At 59.7% G+C, this 18,481-nt stretch carries 15 protein-coding genes; 4 read left to right on the top strand and 11 right to left on the bottom strand.

What is annotated here, in order from left to right:
* Nucleotides 1-6: 6 nt before the first annotated feature.
* From recO to mfd, 4 genes are all read right to left on the bottom strand, one after another.
* Nucleotides 7-762 carry a DNA repair protein RecO gene (recO, locus tag N902_RS0109430; protein WP_051564479.1) on the bottom strand — a complete coding sequence of 252 codons (756 nt, stop codon included), beginning with the start codon at nt 760-762 and terminating at the stop codon, nt 7-9.
* A 45-nt stretch (nt 763-807) separates the two neighbouring features.
* The gene (locus N902_RS0109425; protein WP_027370741.1) at nt 808-1,824 is read right to left on the bottom strand and encodes a helix-turn-helix domain-containing protein; all 1,017 of its coding nucleotides are present in this window, start codon (nt 1,822-1,824) and stop codon (nt 808-810) included.
* Nucleotides 1,825-1,888: 64 nt separating this feature from the next.
* A complete protein-coding gene (locus tag N902_RS0109420) occupies nt 1,889-2,806 on the bottom strand; it encodes a SurA N-terminal domain-containing protein (RefSeq protein WP_027370740.1) in 918 nt (305 codons plus the stop codon).
* A 33-nt stretch (nt 2,807-2,839) separates the two neighbouring features.
* The gene (gene mfd, locus N902_RS17230) at nt 2,840-6,340 is read right to left on the bottom strand and encodes a transcription-repair coupling factor (RefSeq protein ID WP_051564478.1); all 3,501 of its coding nucleotides are present in this window, start codon (nt 6,338-6,340) and stop codon (nt 2,840-2,842) included.
* A gap of 310 nt (nt 6,341-6,650) precedes the next feature.
* Between mfd and N902_RS0109410 the strand changes: the two genes are divergently transcribed.
* The gene (locus N902_RS0109410) at nt 6,651-6,872 is read left to right on the top strand and encodes a hypothetical protein (protein ID WP_027370739.1); all 222 of its coding nucleotides are present in this window, start codon (nt 6,651-6,653) and stop codon (nt 6,870-6,872) included.
* Between the two features lie 65 nt (nt 6,873-6,937).
* Here the strand turns inward: N902_RS0109410 and N902_RS0109405 are convergent, their stop codons facing one another.
* Complete coding sequence (locus N902_RS0109405; RefSeq protein ID WP_034622403.1) at nt 6,938-8,308, bottom strand: SH3 domain-containing C40 family peptidase; 1,371 nt, start codon at nt 8,306-8,308, stop codon at nt 6,938-6,940.
* Nucleotides 8,309-8,628: 320 nt separating this feature from the next.
* Here N902_RS0109405 and treY point away from each other — a divergent pair, with 320 nt between their 5' ends.
* Entirely contained in the window at nt 8,629-11,280 is a 2,652-nt protein-coding gene (gene treY / locus N902_RS0109400; protein WP_027370737.1) for a malto-oligosyltrehalose synthase, read from the top strand.
* 403 nt (nt 11,281-11,683) lie between these two features.
* On the opposite strand, the gene cdaA is transcribed toward treY, so the two are convergent.
* Nucleotides 11,684-12,898, bottom strand: a complete 1,215-nt coding sequence (gene cdaA, locus N902_RS0109395) for a diadenylate cyclase CdaA (RefSeq protein ID WP_027370736.1) — start codon at nt 12,896-12,898, stop codon at nt 11,684-11,686.
* Nucleotides 12,899-13,296: 398 nt separating this feature from the next.
* Between cdaA and N902_RS0109390 the strand changes: the two genes are divergently transcribed.
* Complete coding sequence (locus N902_RS0109390) at nt 13,297-14,022, top strand: DUF72 domain-containing protein (RefSeq protein ID WP_027370735.1); 726 nt, start codon at nt 13,297-13,299, stop codon at nt 14,020-14,022.
* Between the two features lie 91 nt (nt 14,023-14,113).
* Entirely contained in the window at nt 14,114-14,776 is a 663-nt protein-coding gene (locus N902_RS0109385; RefSeq protein ID WP_027370734.1) for a nitrite/sulfite reductase domain-containing protein, read from the top strand.
* A gap of 101 nt (nt 14,777-14,877) precedes the next feature.
* Here N902_RS0109385 and N902_RS0109380 read toward each other — a convergent pair whose 3' ends face one another.
* The 5 genes from N902_RS0109380 to N902_RS17220 all read right to left on the bottom strand — a co-directional run bounded on the left by N902_RS0109380 (nt 14,878) and on the right by N902_RS17220 (nt 18,295).
* On the bottom strand, nt 14,878-15,078 hold the full coding sequence (locus N902_RS0109380) for a hypothetical protein (protein WP_027370733.1): 201 nt from the start codon (nt 15,076-15,078) through the stop codon (nt 14,878-14,880).
* A gap of 163 nt (nt 15,079-15,241) precedes the next feature.
* The gene (locus N902_RS0109375; RefSeq protein ID WP_084288128.1) at nt 15,242-15,706 is read right to left on the bottom strand and encodes a PaaI family thioesterase; all 465 of its coding nucleotides are present in this window, start codon (nt 15,704-15,706) and stop codon (nt 15,242-15,244) included.
* Nucleotides 15,707-15,782: 76 nt separating this feature from the next.
* Nucleotides 15,783-16,226 carry an NIL domain-containing protein gene (locus N902_RS0109370; protein WP_027370731.1) on the bottom strand — a complete coding sequence of 148 codons (444 nt, stop codon included), beginning with the start codon at nt 16,224-16,226 and terminating at the stop codon, nt 15,783-15,785.
* An 86-nt stretch (nt 16,227-16,312) separates the two neighbouring features.
* Nucleotides 16,313-17,038, bottom strand: a complete 726-nt coding sequence (locus N902_RS17225; RefSeq protein ID WP_051564477.1) for a UPF0280 family protein — start codon at nt 17,036-17,038, stop codon at nt 16,313-16,315.
* Nucleotides 17,039-17,089: 51 nt separating this feature from the next.
* Nucleotides 17,090-18,295, bottom strand: coding sequence for a homocysteine biosynthesis protein (locus tag N902_RS17220; RefSeq protein WP_034622401.1), 1,206 nt, complete (start codon nt 18,293-18,295; stop codon nt 17,090-17,092).
* Nucleotides 18,296-18,481: the final 186 nt, after the last annotated feature.

Raw genomic sequence — 18,481 nt, 5'->3', positions numbered from 1 at the left:
TCTGGGTCACACCCGGCGGAATCGGCCCCTCGTCCATTGCAGTCCGGTATGGTGCTGCACGAAAAAGTCCAGCACCTGCCACAGATTGCTGTCTCCCGGCTTCGGCCTGCCGGTCCGGGCCCATTCCTCAGGGCTCCCGCTCAAAAACAGACCCAACCTGCTCAGATCCAGGTTGTCCATCACCCCGGCTTCGGCCCGCTTCCGGCATCCGGCGCACAGCGCATATCCCCCTCTCCAGGAGAAGCTGCCGCTTTCCATGGAGGACAGGGAAACTCCGCAAACTCCGCAGAGGTTCACCTCCGGAGCATATCCGTAGGTACAGGCCAGCTTGGCTCGAAACAGAAGGGGAAAGGTGGCCGGGACGTCAGGTGCTGCATTGAGCACGTCCAGTGCGGCCAGCAGGAGGTCAAAGACCGGCTCAGCCTGATCCGCACCTGTGTGCGCACCTTCCAGGAACTTGATGCAGTTCACAGCCATGCCCATGCGCTGCATGTCCCGGTGCAGCCCGGCGAAGCGATGAACCAGGGTCCCCTGGCTCAGGGTCAGATACCGGCCAGACCTCGGCGCCTCAAGATCAAGACGCACATGATTCAGGCTGTCCAGGCACCCGGTGAAACGCCGCCTGCTCCGCCGCCCGCCAAAGGCGAACCCGGTTTCAATCCCCCGAAGCGGAGAAAAAAAGCGGACCCAGCAGTCGATCTCCCGGAAGGTCCCTACGCGCAGGATCACGGCCTGCTCGCCCCTGCTCTCCATTCTGGACATGGTGGTCTGCGCATCCGGCGGCGTGGACCCGGCCCCGGGACCTGATTACGGAAAGCTCAGGCTGAGGACGTCGCCAGACGTGGCATCCAGGGGGTAGGCCTCTCCGTCGAAAGTGAGCTGAACCCCCCCTGCATTGCCCAGCTTCAGGTCCAGGCTGTTGTCAAAGCGGAAGGTCACCGATTCTCCGGGGCGCAGATAGAGGTCCCGCTTTTTGGAATCAATGGTCGCGCTCATCCAGCAGGCTTCCGTGGCCTGAATCTGCAATGCATGGCCTGTCTCCGCCGCACTCGTGCTCCCGCCGGCATCCTGCCGCCCGGATCCAGAGTCGGCAACTGGCGTCTCCGCATCCTGTTCAGACCGGGCGTCCTGGGTGCCGGCAGCAGCATCCTGCTCCTGCACCGCAGACGAGCCATCTATGTTCAACGGCTGCGTGGGCTCTTCGCTTCCTGCCTGCCTGGTGTCCTGTGCGGCAGCCTGATCTGGATCTGTATTTTGGGTTCCGGGTATATCGTTTTGCTCCCCGGCCTCTGAGCCGCTGCTTTCCCCGCGATCGCCCTGTCCGTCCCCGGCGTCAGCATTCAGGGAAGCGGCATCCAGGGATGCGTTTGCATCGGCTGGGCCAGATGCCGTTTCTGACTGCGAGGTGGACTGCATGGCTTTTTGTTCCTCTGCCGGACCCACGAACAACCCATACGCCAGCCAGGCCAGGACGGCGAGGAGGACAACGGAAACCAGGACTGAAATCAACGGCCACTTGCTTGAGCTCCGGGAGGAGGTCAGCTCCTGCTGCAAATGCTCAGTCTCGTCCTCAAACTCCTCATCGATTCCGGCCTTTTGGGCGAATGTTCCGGCCAGCTCATCCGCGTCCAGCCCCAGACATTGAGCGTAGTTCTTGATAAATCCCTTGGCATAGACGGGATGGGGCAGCTCGTGTATTTCTCCAGCCTCAATAGCTTCCAGGCTGCTCAAGCTTATCTTGGTCTTTTGCTGAATATCCTCCAGCGAATGGCCCTGCCTCTCGCGCTCTTCTTTCAGGTATGCGCCCAGCTCGGAGTAATCCATGGCATATCCTCACCCACTTTAACGGTCTGCAAAGAGGCCGTGTTCCATCTGCTGCTCGCCAGCTTCAGCCCGTCTGTTCGAGCCGAAGGTCGATGACGGCTTTTTCCCTCAGCCCCTGTATGTATTCTTGGTACCTGTCCTCGAGCTTTTGTCCGTATATCTGCTGCCGGATCTTGTCCTTGACCGCTTCGAACGGCTGGACCTGCTTGTCCGCCACATCCTCAACAGCCAACAGGGCAGCGTTGCCTTGCAGGGAGAAGACCGGGGTCATCTGCCCGGCCTGCAGCCCGTCCAGCATGCGCCGCCAGTCCGGCTTCAGATCTTTCCATTCAAAGCTGCCCAGCCTGCCGCCCTGGTCTGCTCCAGGCCCCTGGGAGACCGAAGCGGCAGCCTGGGCAAAGCTCATGTCCCCGGAGGCTACGGCCCGCCGGACCTGCTTGACCCGTTCCCTGCTGGGATGGACGATGATCCGCAGCCCCACTGTCTTCGGCCGCCTGAATTGGTCTTGGTGCTTGTCGTAATACGAGCGCATCTCGTCTTCGGCCACGACCACCTTCTGCCGCACCATGCTGCTCAAGACCCGGTTCTTTTTTATCTCATCCCGCAGGGCCTGCCGGTACTCCTCCATGTCCATCCCCTGATCCTGGATGGCCTGTCTGAGCTCGGACTGGCTGAGCCCGTTCTCCGACTGTATCTGATCGATCTGATTTTGGACCTCAACGTCTGAAACATCGATCTCGAATTTGTCAGCCTGCTGCTTTACAAGGGTGTCATTGATCATGGCCTCCAGAACCCGGCGCTGCATGGCCTGGGATCTTTGGCCTTCATCCCCACCGCCCTGCTCCATGCCCGGGGCGTTTGCAGAAAGCTGCTGCTGCAGCTCATGCAGGGTGATGATTTCTCCGTTGACCACGGCCACAATCCTGTTCACCAGCTTGGCCGGACTCGCACCGGCCGCAAGGCATATCAACAGCCCTGTCATCAGAATTCCTGTCCAGAGAGTGCGCATAGCTCCTCAGTGGGTCGATATTTCCTTTTCTCTGTGCTCACTGTCCTCAGCCAAGACAGCACGCCCGCCGGAAAGCTCGTCCAGCAGCCGGCCTGCCTCTTGAATGGCCCTAGAGATACTTGCTTTGTCCTCAAAGCGCAACTCCAATTTTGCCGGCGGATCGAACTTGACCCGGTCCTGATGGGTGTGCAGCCAGGCCAAAAAATCATCAGGATTCAGGGGTCTTGCGTCCTGGGCCCAGTGGATGACTATCCGATTGGTGAACAGGTCCGCCCGCTGGACCTGCAGGGCGGCCAGCCTGCGCTTGATCTTGAGCACCGCGGCCAGGTTGTGCACCGCCTCAGGCAGGGCCCCGTATCGATCCTGGAGATCGGCCATCCATTCCTCAATCTGGGCATCGGCATGGGACGAGGACATCCCCCGGTAGTACTGCAGCCGTTCCTGGGGGTCGGGCACATATGTTCCGGGGATGTTGGCCTCAAAGGTAATGTTCAGTTCCGGATCGGTCTCCTGCTGCAGCGGCTCTCCCCGGACTCGGCGGACCTCCTGCTCCAGCATCTCCAGAAAGAGGTCCAGCCCCACCTTGCTCATGGTCCCGGACTGGGATTCGCCCAGGATGTTGCCCGCGCCCCGCAGGCGCAGGTCTTCCATGGCCACCTGGAATCCCGCCCCGTGATAATCCATGTCCAGGATGGTCTGCAGCCGTCTGGCCGAGCTCTTGGGAAGATGCTCCACCGAGGGAACGACAAAATAGGCATAGGCCTGGGCGGCTGAACGCCCAACCCGTCCCCGCAGCTGATAGAGCTGCCCCAGGCCGAACATCTGGGCCTGATCCACAATCAGGGTATTGGCCCGGGGGAAATCCAGACCGGACTCGATAATGGCCGTGGTGACCAGAATGTCCACCTCCCCGTGCCAAAAGGCGTGCATGGTCTCTTCCAGGTTGCGCTCGGACATCTGCCCGTGGGCCATGGCCACCCGTGCGTCCGGAGCCAGAGACTGGACAAACTCCTTGACCCGGGGCAATCCCTGGACCCGGTTGTAGACCCAGAAGACCTGCCCTCCCCGCTCCAGCTCCCGCCGGACAATCCCCCCCAGCATACCCTGCTCCCGCTCGACCAGAGAGGTCTGCACCGCCTTGCGCTCCTGGGGCGGGGTCTCAATCACGCTCAGCCCTCTGATCCCGGACAGGGAGAGCTGCAGGGTGCGCGGGATCGGAGTGGCGGTCAAGGTCAGGACATCGATGGTCTGACGGATATTCTTGAGCTTTTCCTTGTGCTTGACCCCAAACCGCTGTTCCTCGTCCAGGATGAACAGCCCCAGATTGGGGATGTTCACATCAGCCGACAAGAGGCGGTGGGTGCCGATCAGGATATCCACCTCCCCCTTTTCCGTTGCGCTCAGGATCTTCTTCTGCTCCCTGGGAGGAACAAATCTGCTGACCATCTCCACCCGGACCGAAAAGTCCTCCATGCGCTGCTTAAAGGACTGATAATGCTGCTCGGCCAGTACCGTGGTCGGACAGAGCATGGCCACCTGCTTCCCGGCGCTCACGGCTCGAAAGGCCGCCCGCATGGCCACCTCGGTCTTTCCGAACCCGGCATCACCGCAGATCAGGCGGTCCATGGGCTCCTCTTTCTCCATGTCCGCGAACACGTCCCTGATGGCCTGTTCCTGGTCCGGAGTCTCCTCAAAACCAAAGGTGGTTTCAAACTCGCGCAGAAGCTCCTGGTCCGCGGCATAGGAGTACCCCTTGGCCACCTTGCGGTAGGCATACATCTGGACCAGATCGTGAGCAATGGCCTCCAGAACCTTGCGCACCCGCTCCTTGGTCTTGGCCCACCGGGTGCTGCCCAGGCGGTCCAGGGCCGGGGTCGCGTTTTCCGGCCCCTTATACTTTTGGACCAGATTCAGGCGGTCCACAGGGACATAGAGCTTATCCTCGCCTGCATAGAGCAGAACCAAATAGTCGTTCCCGGTCTGATCAACCTGCATCCTGGTCAGTCCGGCATATTGGCCCAGGCCGTAATCGCGGTGGACCAAAAGATCGTCGGCCTCGATCTCTTCCAGTCTTTTCAGCCCGGCGAAATCCTGGTCCCGGGCCCGCCTTTTCTTCCCCGCCCCAGGCTGAGAAGGCTGCAGGACATCTTCGGACAGAATGCGCACATGATTCCATTGCAGCTCATATCCGCCCTCCACATTTCCCAGGAGAGCGAAGACGCCGCGCTGATCAGCCTGATATGCGGTGTGGACCACAACCTCCTCTTCAGCGATCAGCTCCAGGAAGCGGCGTCTGGAGTTCTGGGTATGAAAGACAAGCAGGGTCTGATTCGTGGTCCGGGACCAGTCCTTGAGACTCTCCACCAGGGCCCGCCAGGGACGCTTGCGCTGCTCCGGCTGCCAGAACAGATCCTGAAAAGCGGCGAACCGCCGTTCCGCCAGGGCCAGGGTGCCTTCCCGCTCTCCCACCGGCAGGGACTCAAAGAGGATCTGGTCTTCATCCAGCCAGGTCTGCCGCGCCCTGGAGGCGGGCTGAAACACGCACTGCTCCGGCCAGCGAAGGCCCTTGGATTCTTTTTCCTTGTGGATATACCCTTCCCATTCCCCCTCAATGCCCTCCATCCGGGTCCGGGCCTGACTGGCGTCCACAAGCAGGAACCTGGCCTGTACAGGGAGCCATTCCCGGAGCGGGGTGCTCCGGGGATAGAACAGGCCGGGCCAGATAAGGTGATTTCCGCTCTCCTGAGCGGTTTCCAGATGGGATCGAGTCGGCTTGTCCAGACTGCCGATGGTCCACAGATGCGTCCAGTACTCCCGGGCCTCCTGCCAGGCCTGATCCTCAAGCACCGCAGGGGTGCAGGGCAAAAGGATCAAATCCTGGAGTTCCTGCTTGGAGCGTTGGGACAGGGGGTCAAAGGCCCGTATGCTCTCCGCCTGGTCTCCGAAGAACTCCAGACGAACGGGCCAGGGATATCCCGGAGGGTAGATGTCCAGGATGCCGCCCCTCCAGGACAGCTCGCCCACGCGGGTGACCATGGAAACGCGCTCGAAGCCCAGGGCAATCATCTGTTCAACAATCAGCTCCGGGGCAAACTCCTCCCCCGCGACCACCTGCAGGGCCTCCTGGTCCAGGACCCGGGGCGGGGGCCAATAGGGAAGGAGATTGTCCAGGCTGAGGATCAGTCCCTTGTTGCCTGAGCCGTGGCGCAAGGCATACAGGACGGCCCAGCGTGTGGCCCATGCGCTGCGCTCCTGCTGCCCGGGAGGAAACGGGGGCAGACTCAGCCAGTCCTGCTCCCAGAGAGGGCATTCCGGCCGATCGGCGGACAAAAGGGAAAGCACAGAAGAGATCTGGGTCAATGTTCCGTGATCCGGAACAATGAGAACCACATTCCGGCCCTTGTGCAGCTCGTGCTGGGCAACAGCCGCCTGAGTGGCCGGTCCACTCTTGTGGATAATGATATTGTCCTCAGGGAGCTGTTGTTTCAGTTTGGGAGGTATAAACACTCAATCGTTCCTTGCACCTAAAATCTGGGGCTTCGACGTAGCTTGTGGATTTTTGGAGCTTGCCGTCTCTTCTGTATGCAATTCCACTTTCTGTGTCCAAGAGCGTAAAATTTCCAATGGTCGGCCCATGGGCTCCGCGGCCCGGCCCCCGCCATGCATACCGCGCTCAGAATCCCAGATCAAGCCCTGCGTGCGGCGGCCTCATTTCGCCTCGCACATCGCGGGTTGCAAATTCTTCCACAATAGATCATACTTTTGTCAGTACCGAGCCAAAGCATGTCGTTGAACCCTCAAAGGAGGAAGTTGGTTGATGGCCCAATTTTTTCCCTACTTTCAAAGCGTCTCTGTCACTGATCAAATCAAGACCCTGCCCAATGAGGAATTGTTGGATTTCTGGGAGGAAACCCAGTACATGGACACCTACTCCCAAAAGGACAGCGAACAGCTTCCGTTTTTCAGCCTGGAGTACGAGCGCGCCGTCCTTCAGGAACTGCAGCTGCGCAGGTGCATGGGACATCTTGAGTCCAGATGATATGCCCATGGACCTGGGAGCTTGTACTGATTTGAACGTACAAACCCCGAGGTACTCGGGGTTTTTTATTTGCACTGTCCAGCCGGAGGCAAAAGGATCATACGTTCGATCCCATTGATCAGCAGCCCCCCCGGCCGGTCCAGACTGCCCAGCTCTTTTCCGGGCCGCAGGCTAGTAATCACTGTCCGGCCCACCACATGCCGCCCTTCTCCGGACCACCAGCTCCGGGTTGCAACCCCCCACATGGTGTGCCAGATCACTGGCCGCCCCCGATGCTCCCCGATGTAGAGCATGATATGCCCCGGCTTCCAGAGCAGGGTTGCAAAGGGAACCCCCAGGTCCATAATCCGCTCTTCCTTGGCCCGGGGCCCAAGTCCGGAAAGATCGATCTTCTGCCCGGCTTGGGCTTGCCGGGAGGAATTGCGCGGCATCCAGAGACCGAAGGGGACAAACAGGTCCCGGATGCTCGCCGAGCAATCCCTTCGGGCATGCAGCCCTCCCCAGCCGTACAGCTGGCCGATCATCTCCTCGGCCACCCGGGCGACGTTGTGGGCACTGAGCTGTACTGGAAACCGCCGTGCGTCCTGAGCAGGAACCATCCCAGATTGAATATCCAGTCTCCCGTTCGCGCCCCTGGCTGGAATCATGACCTGCCAGCCGTCTTCGGTCTTTGCCTGGATCGGGAGCAAGGATCCTATGCAGGCCGTACTGCAAAAGGTCCCTTCAGGGCCGGTTAACGGGACCCGTTCCGCAGTCACTGCCACCAGCGGGGCCGAAGTCATCCGTTCCTCCTGCTTCGGGCCGACCCAGGCCACATCCTGGGCCCGGACCCATCCGGAGACCCAGCTGGTTTCGACCAGAAGCCAGGCCCTGTCCACTGACCTGTGCACAACATGGACCGGAGTCCCGGTCCACAGGACAGAATTCTGCATCATGTCAAAAGGATATCCCTGTCCAGCCTGATCCGGATCGGTAAAGACAGGCTCCCGGGTGGGGAGGACCCGCACATCGGTGATGTTCACCGTAATTCCGGACCGGTCCAGGGAAGGAAAGCCCTCTTTGTCTGCATTGGCGGCCAGGGAGGTGAACCAGCCCTCCGGATAGGGCAGCCCCTGGGCCGCAAACAAAGTGCGGCCTGCAAACTCCTCCACCCCCCAGTACAACTCGTCCCTGGAATGCAAGGCCCCTTGTGTGGTCCAGGGCAGATAATGCTTGGCTGTATACGCCCCGGCCAGCTTCGCCCCGCTCCGGTCCAGGCCCGGCGGCCCTTCCCAGGTGGTGCGGTCCGCATACCGGACAGGATTTTGAGGCACTGCGGCCAGGTCGGCAATATGCCCCGGCTGCGGGGCCCGGGCACAGCCGTTGAGCACAACCGCGAGCAGGACGAGGGCACACACAACCACCGGATGACGCCCCGCCCTGGAGATCCGAGTCATAGCCGCCTCAATTTGTGTTGACAAAAGCCGTCTCGCCTTCGTAAAGCTATTCTGTAGGAATATTTTTCCTTGGTGAACAAAAACGCCGACTGCACACAGTAGAGATGGCAAATTCCAAAAATTCACAGGCTACGTCAAAGAACCGAATATGTCATTCGGAGCAAGAGGAACCCTCAGCTTATAGATTCGATTTCGATCCCGATAGCGATTACGAACCCGAAGAAAGAAATTCCCAAAAAACAGATGCACCGGCCGCTCATTCTTCGCAGCAGTGATCCTGAGCGTTGACCATTGTACGGCCGGGAACAAGAAGGTTGTGTATGCCCAAGCCCATCACCGCCACGTATCGACTGCAATTCACCCCTGCCTTCACCTTTGCCCACGCCGCTGAGTTGAGCTCCTATCTGCACAGCCTCGGAGCCAGCCACCTGTATGCGTCGCCTGTGTTTCAGGCCGTGCCCGGGAGCACCCACGGCTACGATGTGGTCGATCCGGTGCGGCCCAACGAAGACCTGGGCGGACACCACGGCTTCCAGGAGATGATTCAGGCCCTGCAGGCCAGGGAAATGGGCATTGTTCTGGACCTGGTCCCCAATCATATGTCCATTAACAGCTCCTTGAACCGCTGGTGGTGGGACGTGCTGGAAAACGGTCCGGCCAGCAGATTCGCCTCCCATTTCGACGTGGACTGGGAAGCCTCTGAGGCCTCCCCTGCCAACCGGATCCTGTTGCCCGTGCTCGGCGATCACTACGGCCGGGTCCTGGACCAGGGAGAGCTGCAGATCCAGCGCCGGGAGCATCTCTTTCTGGCCTGCTACTTTGAACACGAGCTCCCCCTCGCTCCCCGCTCCCTGGTCCACATCCTGCAAAGGACGGCCCAGCGCCTGGGTTCCGATGAGCTGGCCTTCCTGGTTGACTGCCTGCACAATCTCCCCCTCCCCACGGTCAAGGACCGCAAGACCCGCAAGCGCAGGCACCGGAACAAAGGGGTCATCTTTCGATACCTGCAAAACTTTCTGGAGGCAACACCCAAGGCCCCAGAGACCATGGACGCGGTGCTGGCCGAAATAAACAACGACCCGGAATCCCTGGACCAGCTCCTTGAACAGCAGAACTACCGCCTGTGCTTTTGGCGCCTGGCCGGACGGGACATCGGATACCGCCGTTTCTTTGACATCAACACCCTGGTCGGGCTCCGGGTGGAGGACGAGGAGGTCTTCTCCGACACTCACTTTTTGGTCCACCGCTGGCTGAATCAGGGTTGGATCGACGGACTGCGCATCGATCATCCGGACGGGCTACTGGATCCGGAGCAGTACTTTCGCCGCCTGCGGAACTACAGCCCCGAGGTCTGGATCCTGGCTGAAAAGATCCTGCATCCCGGGGAACGGCTGCGCTCCTCGTGGCCTGTGCAGGGCACCACCGGATACGAATTTTTAAATACGGTCCTGCATCTGCTCATAGACCCCAAGGCCGAACCGGCCTTGACCGATCTGTATACAGACCTGACCGGCTCTGATGCCGGGTATCACCAGGTCCTTGAGGTCAAGAAACGGATGGTGATCCAGGAGCTCTTCGGCAGCGACGTGCACCGGCTGTGCGACGTCCTGCGCTCCATCTGCATCAAGGACCGCCGCTATCGGGACTTCACCCTTCCGGAGCTGGAGGCGGTGATCGTTGAGATTGCGGTCCAGACCCCGGTCTATCGGACCTATGTCCGGGCCGAAGGTGGACAGGTAGACCCCGAAGACCGGGAGATCATCCAGGGTGTTTTGGAGCGGGTCCAGACGGCACTGCCGGAGGCGGACCCGGAGCTTGTGCAGCTGATCCGCAAGATTGTGCTCCTGGACAAGACCGGGGAGCAGGAATCTGAGTTCGTCATGCGCCTCCAGCAGCTCACTGCTCCGGCCATGGCCAAGGGAGCGGAGGATACCGCCTTCTACTGCTACAACCGCTTTGCAGCCGTTAACGAGGTGGGCGGCGACCCGGGCAGCCTGGGCCTGCCCCCGTCCACGTTTCATCAGGCCATGCAGGAGCGCCTGCAGAACACCCCCCTGGCCATGTCCGCCACCTCCACCCACGACACGAAGCGCAGCGAGGATGTCCGGGCCAGACTGGCCGTGCTCTCCGAGATGCCCGCAGCCTGGGCCGAGCAGGTACAGACCTGGGTGCAGCGGCACCGGAGCTATAAGACCCAGGACTGGCCCGAAAACAATATGGAGTACCTCCTGTACCAGACCCTGGCCGGGGCCTGGCCCCTGGACCAGGAGCGGATGCACGGATATGCGGAAAAGGCGGCCAGGGAAGCCAAGACCCACACCTCCTGGACCCGGGTCAATGCGGAGTACGAAGAGGCCCTGCACAGCTTTGTCAGCAGCCTGTACCAGGATGCGGGCTTTGTGGCTGAGCTGGAGGCATTGGTCCAGGACATTGCCTACCCGGGATATGTGAACAGCCTGGCCCAAACCCTCCTCAAGCTGACCTGCCCCGGAGTGCCGGACCTGTACCAGGGCACCGAGCTCTGGGACTTCAGCCTGGTGGATCCGGACAACCGCCGTCCTGTTACGTACTCCACCCGCCGCGACCTTCTGGCCCAGATCGAACGCCTCACGGCCCGGGAGATCATGGACCGGACGGACGAGGGCCTGCCTAAGCTGTGGCTGACCCGCCAGGGCCTTTCCCTTCGGCGCCGGCTGCCGGAAGCCTTCGGTCCGGCCGGGAGCTATGCCCCTCTCCGGATCTCAGGGGAAAAGGCCGAACACGCCCTGGCCTTTGCCCGGGGCGAACATGTGGTCAGCCTGCTCACCCGGCTTCCCCTCACCTTCAACGGCAGGTGGGAGGACACCACCATATCCCTGCCCCAAGGCGGCTGGCGTGACCTTCTGACCAACACCCGGATCCAGGGCGGAGATCAGGCTGTCCGAGGCCTGCTCCAGCCTTTCCCCGTGGCTTTGCTCCTGCGGGAGGAGTAACCCCACAAGCGAGGGACAAATGCCCCGCGCCGTTTACCTCCGGGACACACCACCCGGCGCCTCGTTCGCAGCAACACCTGCCGGCCTCCGGGCTTTTGTTCCTCTCTCACTGGGTATTTTCATGGCTCTTGACCCAGAAATTGGGATAATCCAAATCGAAATCTGGATCGCTATCGAAATCGGAAGAATCTGTCATTCGGTGCAGCAGGAACCCTTGGTTTATGGATATCGATCCCGATTTCGATTACGAAACCGAAGAAAGAAAAGGCTCTTCGACCCACAAAGCAGTGACCTGCACATAAGCAGCCGGGAGGGGGCAGGGATTCCCCTTTGGCGGGGCTTAGAAAATACCGGGCCGAAAGTGGGCACGCAGAAGAGATGGCAAACTCCAAAAACCCACAGGCTAGGTCGAAGAACCATCTTCATCTGCCTGCTCGCCCTCTTCCGGCTCTGTTTCCTCCACAGTCAGCTGCAGGACATTGGGCGAGACCCGGACCACCCGCACCCGGTTGTTCGGCAGGTGCACCGAGTCCCGGGAAAGAAAGACCGTCCTCCTTCCCGCCGCCGCCTGGCGCAGGCTGGTTTCCACCCAGACATTCTTTTCCGTCAATGTGCTGGCCTCCTTGCGCATCCCGCGCACTGTCACCTGGACCTGGGGACTCGCTGGATCAACGATCTGTAGTGTCCTGGGCACATCTTGTATTCGAACCGGAACTGCGAAGGTGCGTTCAAAATCCTGCTGCCCGGCCAAAAGAAGCCAGACCAATCCCACGCCCAAAACCGTGAGCAGCTTCAGGTGCCAGCGGCGGGTCACCCCCAGCAGCAAACGCCCCAGACGCTTGGTGTCCCCTTCTTTCGGATATCCGGCAGCCTCCTCCAAAACAGCTTCCAGATCCTTTTCACTGTCCATTCGCTGCATGTGGCCGGCCCGGGCCACAGACACCTCGCCTCGTTCCTCGGAAACAACCAGCACCCAGGCATCACAGCGTTCGCTCAAGCCCATGGCCGCCCGATGCCTGGTCCCCCACTCCTTGGGCAGTTCACTCTGGGTGCTTAAAGGCAGAAAGCTTCCGGCCCGGGTAATCCGTCCGTTGCGGATCAGGACCGCGCCGTCGTGAAGCGGCGAGGTGTGCTGAAAAATCATGTTCAGGACTTCAGCTCCCGGCTCGCTTGCCAGCTCCTGCCCTCCTGTTATCCAGGTATCCACCCGTTCCATATTCTCAATAATGATCAAGGCGCCCACCCTCTGCTCCGCCATTCTAAAAGCGGCCTGGACGCACTCCTGAATCCAGGCCCGGGATTGCGGAAGGCGGCGCAGGCCCATGGCCTGCAGAGGGTTCACCCGCTCCAGAACCTGCCGGATCTCGGATTGAAAGACCACAATGAGCAGGATGATCAAAACCTGCCAGAAGATCTGAAACACCCAGGTGGTCAAAAAAAGACCTCCGGCTCGGGCGGCAGTGTAGACCACTCCCAGGAGCAAAAGGCCGATCAAGGCCCGGAAGGCCTTTGTGCTCTGAAACCAGACAGCCAGATGATAGACAATGACCGACAGGAACAGGACGTCCAAAAGATCTGGAAGACGAAAGTTGGCCAGCAGGGCCCACAGTGTTTTCATAGTGTGCTCATCCTCTTGTGCAGGAAAGTGGGCTGGTGGTGGATCTGTACTTGACCGGGTGGGAGAATGATCACCCCGGTTTCACCCCCGACTGGTGGAATGATACGAAGGCTCTCGGTCCGAGGCAATACTCTCGGCTCCTCTTTGCTGCAGAATGACGCTCCTCCAGGCAAATGGTCTCGTGTATCTTTTTTGGTTCCTCGACACAGTATGAGTTATTAGTTAATGATTATCAGGATCTGATTGGATAACCACTCCCAATCGGTATCGAAATCGTTTGTATGCCTCGTTAGCGCAAGCGTGCCTGCACCTTGGCAGGCATGTGGTTCGTGTATTGAAATCTGAACCTGTATCCGCCTGGTCCAAGCATAAGCCTTGTCCTGTGCAGGAGTCCGGCCATGAACAAAATTTTTATCGGCACAAGCGGCTGGAACTACAAGGAATGGAAAGATTCGTTCTACCAGGGTGTCCCCCAGAAGCGCTGGCTGGAACAGTACGCATCCACTTTTCAGACCGTGGAAATAAACGCCACCTTTTATCGCCTGCTCCAGGCCAAGACCATGCAGCAATGGATCGAGCGCACCCCGAAAGGCTTCATGTTTACCGCCAAAGGCAGCAGGTACACCACCCACACCAAACGGCTGAAAGACCCTAAACCAGCGGTGGACAAACAAAAGCAGAATCTCCAGCCCATGCGGGGCAGACTGCAGGCTATGTGCTGGCAGCTTCCAGCCGGATTGCACAAGAACATGGACCGGCTCCAGGCCTTTGTCCTGGCCTTACACCACTGGCCCTGGGTCTTGCATGCCGTTGAGTTTCGGCATACCTCCTGGTTCGATCAGGAAACGGCAGACTGCCTTTCAGCTCATAATGTGGGTGTCTGCATCTCCGATGCCGCAGATTGGCCCAGGTGGGATGCAGTGACCTCCAAGCTCGTCTACATCCGCCTGCACGGAAACCGGGAAACCTATCAGTCTGCGTACACCTCCCAGGAGCTGCAGTCCTGGGCCGACTCCATCAGCGCATGGGCGGCCCACGGACGTACAGTGCACGTCTACTTCGACAACACCGGGTCAGGAGCGGCAGTGGACAATGCCCGGGAGCTGATCTCCCGGATGCCCTGAGCCGGCTCCGGATTTACTTTCCCCAGCTGCTCTGCTATGAACCACGTAGAGTGATATGCATTATAATTTCTATTCATGGAGGTTTGCCCCTATGCTCAAAGACGGAGAAAAAGGTGCCATTCTGCAGCGGGACAAGGAAACCTACGCCATTGCCCCCCATATTCCTTGCGGGGTGGTCAAGCCCGAGACCTTGCGCAAGCTGGCCGACGTGGCTGAAAAATACGGCTGCGCGGCAATGAAGATAACCAGCGCGGCCAGAATAGCCCTGGTCGGGCTCAAGGAAGAGGATGTGGACAATGCCTGGCAGGAGCTGGGATTGCCCCCGGGGGCTGCTGTCGGTGTATGCGTGCGCAGCGTCAAGGCCTGCCCGGGAACTACCTTTTGCCGCCTGGGTCAGCAGGACAGCCTGGGGCTGGGCATGCAGCTGGATGAACGCTACCACGGTATGGAGCTGCCCGGAAAAATGAAGATCGGGGTCAGCGGATGCCCGAATCAGTGTGCCGAAACGTGCATCAAGGATATCGCCCTGGTGGGCAAGAAGAAGGGATGGACAGTGATGGCCGGGGGCTCAGGCGCGGGCAAGCCACGGCTGGCGGATGTTGTGGCTGAAGACCTGGATACTGACCAGGCCCTGGCCCTGGTGGACACAATCGTCCAATATTTCAAGGACAATGCCAAGAAGAATGAGCGGATGGGCAAGATGATGGATCGCATCGGGGTCCGGGAGTTCTGTTCTGCAGTATGTGGCCGCTAAGGCCCGCACTCAAGGTCTGCCCCTGCAGAATCGGTCTGGCCTTTGTCCGCCCTTTCCCCGGGGAAAGGGCGGACAAAGGCCAAACTATGCACTGCGGCTGATCACCACCACGGCTCGCCTTCTTTAGGGTTCGGCTCCGGTCGCCCGGCCAGGCCGCAATACCCGGTCTGCTCTTGGGGATACTTGTGCTTTTCGTTGTGCCGCCAGGCCATGCATTTGCTGCCCTTGCACTGCACGGTCTCTGTACCTGAGGACATGATCGGGCAAATCCTTTCCTGAGCATTTTTCTCCGGCATCAGCATACACAGCCCCTCCTGGATCAGATTCTCCAAGCACACTCTCCAAACCTTGCACGGATTGTACCTTTATGCAGAAAGATTGTGTCCCTGTCAAGGAGTTGGAATCCCAGGGGCAAACAGCTCTTGTCGACCTTGTTCCGATCTCAGGGTCCAAGTGCCGAAAAGCTCAGCTGGCCCTCACCGCCAGGACATCGGCCTTGGCGGTCATCTCCCCGCCGGCCCACAGCTCCACCTCCACCTGCATCGATTTCTTTCCCTCCGTGACCACCCGGCCTTGAAGCATGAGCTCCATATCCATGGGAGTCGGCCGCACATACTCCACAGTCATTTTTCGAGTCACGAACATCGTTTCCGGGGTCTCCACCCCGGGGTCCAGATAGCGGGTATTGTACACGCCGACTGCGGTCCATATCCCATGGCAATCCAAAAGGGTGGCCGCTATGCCTCCGTTCAGGACTCCGGGAAACGCAGTGTGATGTGCTTGGGGGCGAAATCTGCACACAACCGCATCGCCCTGCACATAGCTCTTGATCTGCAAGCCGGAAGTGTTATCCGCTCCGCAGCCGAAGCACACTCTGGCCGGATGGCCTTCAGGAAGCTGATCCTGCAGCGACAGCTCGTTTTCCATCATTCTCGTCTCCTCTCACGTATTCCATTCCCTTTGCAGCGCCTGATCCGGCTGCTCGTGGCATTTGGACCCAGCACGGTCAGGCCGCAGGAACATCTATGTCAATGCCTGCCACCTGAACGGCTTTGACCGGACAGGCCAGCTGGCACTGACCGCAGACAACGCACAGCTCGGGATCGAACAGAACCTGCATTGTGCTCCGGTCCATGTACAAGGCCCCGGTCTTGCAGACCGCAGTGCAGGCCCCGCAATGCACGCATCTGTCCTCGTCCCGCCTGACTCGTTCACTCAGGACCTCCACCTTGACCCCCTCGGACTCCATATAGGCCACGGCCTGGTCCAGCAGATCCAGCTCGCCTTCCAGCTGCAGAATGAGCCGCCCCTCCTGTTTGGGCAGGATCTTGGCCTCCAGGATATTGAACAGGATATCGTAGCGCTTGATGGTCCGGGATATGACCGGATTGTACATGACCTCTTTCTTGAAGATCAGAAGAACATTTTTGGAAACAGTCTGCGAACTCATGATTTTCCTCTCGTCTCTCAGTGCGTATCTTGTATTTCGGCTCTTCGACCCAGAAAGTGGAATTGCATACATAAAAGTTTGCCGTCTCAGGTCCTTACCAGCTGCACATCTCCTTGAACAGCCAGATTATCGCCCAGGATCAGAACCGCCCCCAACACACCGGGGATATTCAATGCGTATGCGAGCGCCTTCTCCAGATCCTGCTCAGATCCAACCAGATTGGCCGCCCCGGTGGCCACTGCATCGGCCAGGCAGGCGTCCTGGGAAACAATGGTTGCCGCATCCGCCCGCCCCAGACTGTAGGAGTGCCCGACCGTGCCGGAGGAGGTGCATACTGCGACCGGGGTCTGGGCAGGCTCCACAGTCAGGCCTATGGCTCCGGACAGCCTCGAGCCCCCGGCATACAGAGACATCGTCCCCGCCTCCTGCAGGCAGAGGTAGATGTCTCCCCCGTTTTCCACAATCACCTCTCTGGACCACCTCTGCAGGCCGCTTCCCACCCACTGGGCAATGGCCCCGGCCACCGCGGCCATTGGTCCGGTCCCGGCCAGCTCCGAGGCCCGGTGCATGGCCGTGAGCATGGGATGCATCCCGCGGACCCCGGGCACCGGGGTCAGGGATTCCAGAAACCGGGGCTGGCGCTGGATGTGCTGTGTGAGCACCTTCCGCAATTCACAGACTTTTTTCTGGACCCAGAAGGCGTGATTGCCCTGGGTGCGAATATACAGATCCGTGCTCTCAACCCGTACCCGGTAGGTTTCCCAGCGCTCACTGGAACTGAAGGTGCGATAAAAGCGGGGCTCACAGCTCACAAAACCGCCTGCCTGGTCATTGTGCTGATTGGACCACCCTGCCGGGCTGCACTACTTGCCCACCTGGGGGTACATCTCCGGATCAAAGGCAACCGAGGGCAACGGCAGCTGGGCCTGGCCCAGGGTAAAGCCGTCTCTTTGGATCCAGTCCTTGAGTTCTCCGGCAATCCGTCTGGCCATGCTGTAGCTGGCCATTGGAGCTGTGGGCACCTTCTTCCCCTCCAGTTCCACCTCGCCGGACTGCAGCTGGGCATAGCTCACCTCGCCCACTGATCGGCTGATATTGTTCGGATAATCGATCCCGTAATCGATCACCTGGTACCAGATATCCTTGTTGCTCAGCCCGGTGAAATAGGCCATCTCTTCATTGATGATCGGAATGGGCACCCCCAGCCCGACCATCAGGGAACACCCGTAGCCGGCCAGTGACGCCCCGCGGATGAACTCAGCCGACATCTGCTTCATGTCCCCGGTCACAGCCAGGGTCCCGGCCCCCTCCTTGACCTCGCCGTTTGGGGTGCGCTTGGCTTCCGGATCGTGCTGGGTTCCCTGCCAGGTGACCGCTCCCACGCCTCCAGCCAGAAAAATCTTGGTCCCCACCCCGATGGTCCAGTAGAAAGGATCGTTCAGCATGGGGCTGAGCTGACCGGCCGTGGAATAGGTCACGTTGCCCATGTTCGGGCGCAAAATCCCCATGTACGTGTATATGGTCCGGTCCGAAAGGTTGGTTGCGCAGTTGTAGTTCTGGTACGCATTGCGCGGGTTGTACAAAAAAGCGTTGCGCAGATCGTTGATGGTTATATCCTGCTCGTATTCAGTCAGCGGATAGCAGTCCGTTCCGTATCCAGTGGCCCGGAAGGCGACCGTTTTTCCGGCGATCAGATCCTCAATCACATGCCCCCCGCCGTAAGCGAACCGCCCGGGGTGGACCAAATTCAGAGGGTCGTTTTCCTTGACCTGGGCCGCTCCCAAAAAACAGTCCACCGCAGCTATTCCGGCATAGGCCTCGACCTGATTGAACCACGTCTTGGAGGCCTTGATCTTGGGCTTGGTGTGCCCGAAGTTGATAAACGCCCCTGAGGAGCACATGGTCCCAAAGGTCCCGGTGGTCACCACATCCACCTGCTCATAGGCCTTTTTCGGTCCCTGATCGGATACGATGTCCACCATCTCGTCGGCAGTAACCACCACCGCCCGGCCTTTGCGGATCTTGGCATTGATTTCATCGATGCTTCGCTTGACGCGTACCTCACTCATGCCGTCTACTCCAGATTGTGTTCTCCAAATTGAGGCCCAATCCCCGTCCACCTACAGCACTCCAACGAAAGGTATAAGCCACATGCCGTTTTCGTCATTGCCCGGCCCAAATCTCGGAATACATCGTAATTTGACTCCCCGGGCAATCTAGTGGAAAGCTTGTGTAGCTTTATTGCTCTTTTTATC

This window comes from Desulfovermiculus halophilus DSM 18834 (genome assembly GCF_000620765.1).
Classification (GTDB): Bacteria; Desulfobacterota; Desulfovibrionia; order Desulfovibrionales; family Desulfothermaceae; genus Desulfovermiculus; species Desulfovermiculus halophilus.
Note: the sequence above shows the minus strand (reverse complement) of the source record. Positions and strands in the feature narration are given on the sequence as shown.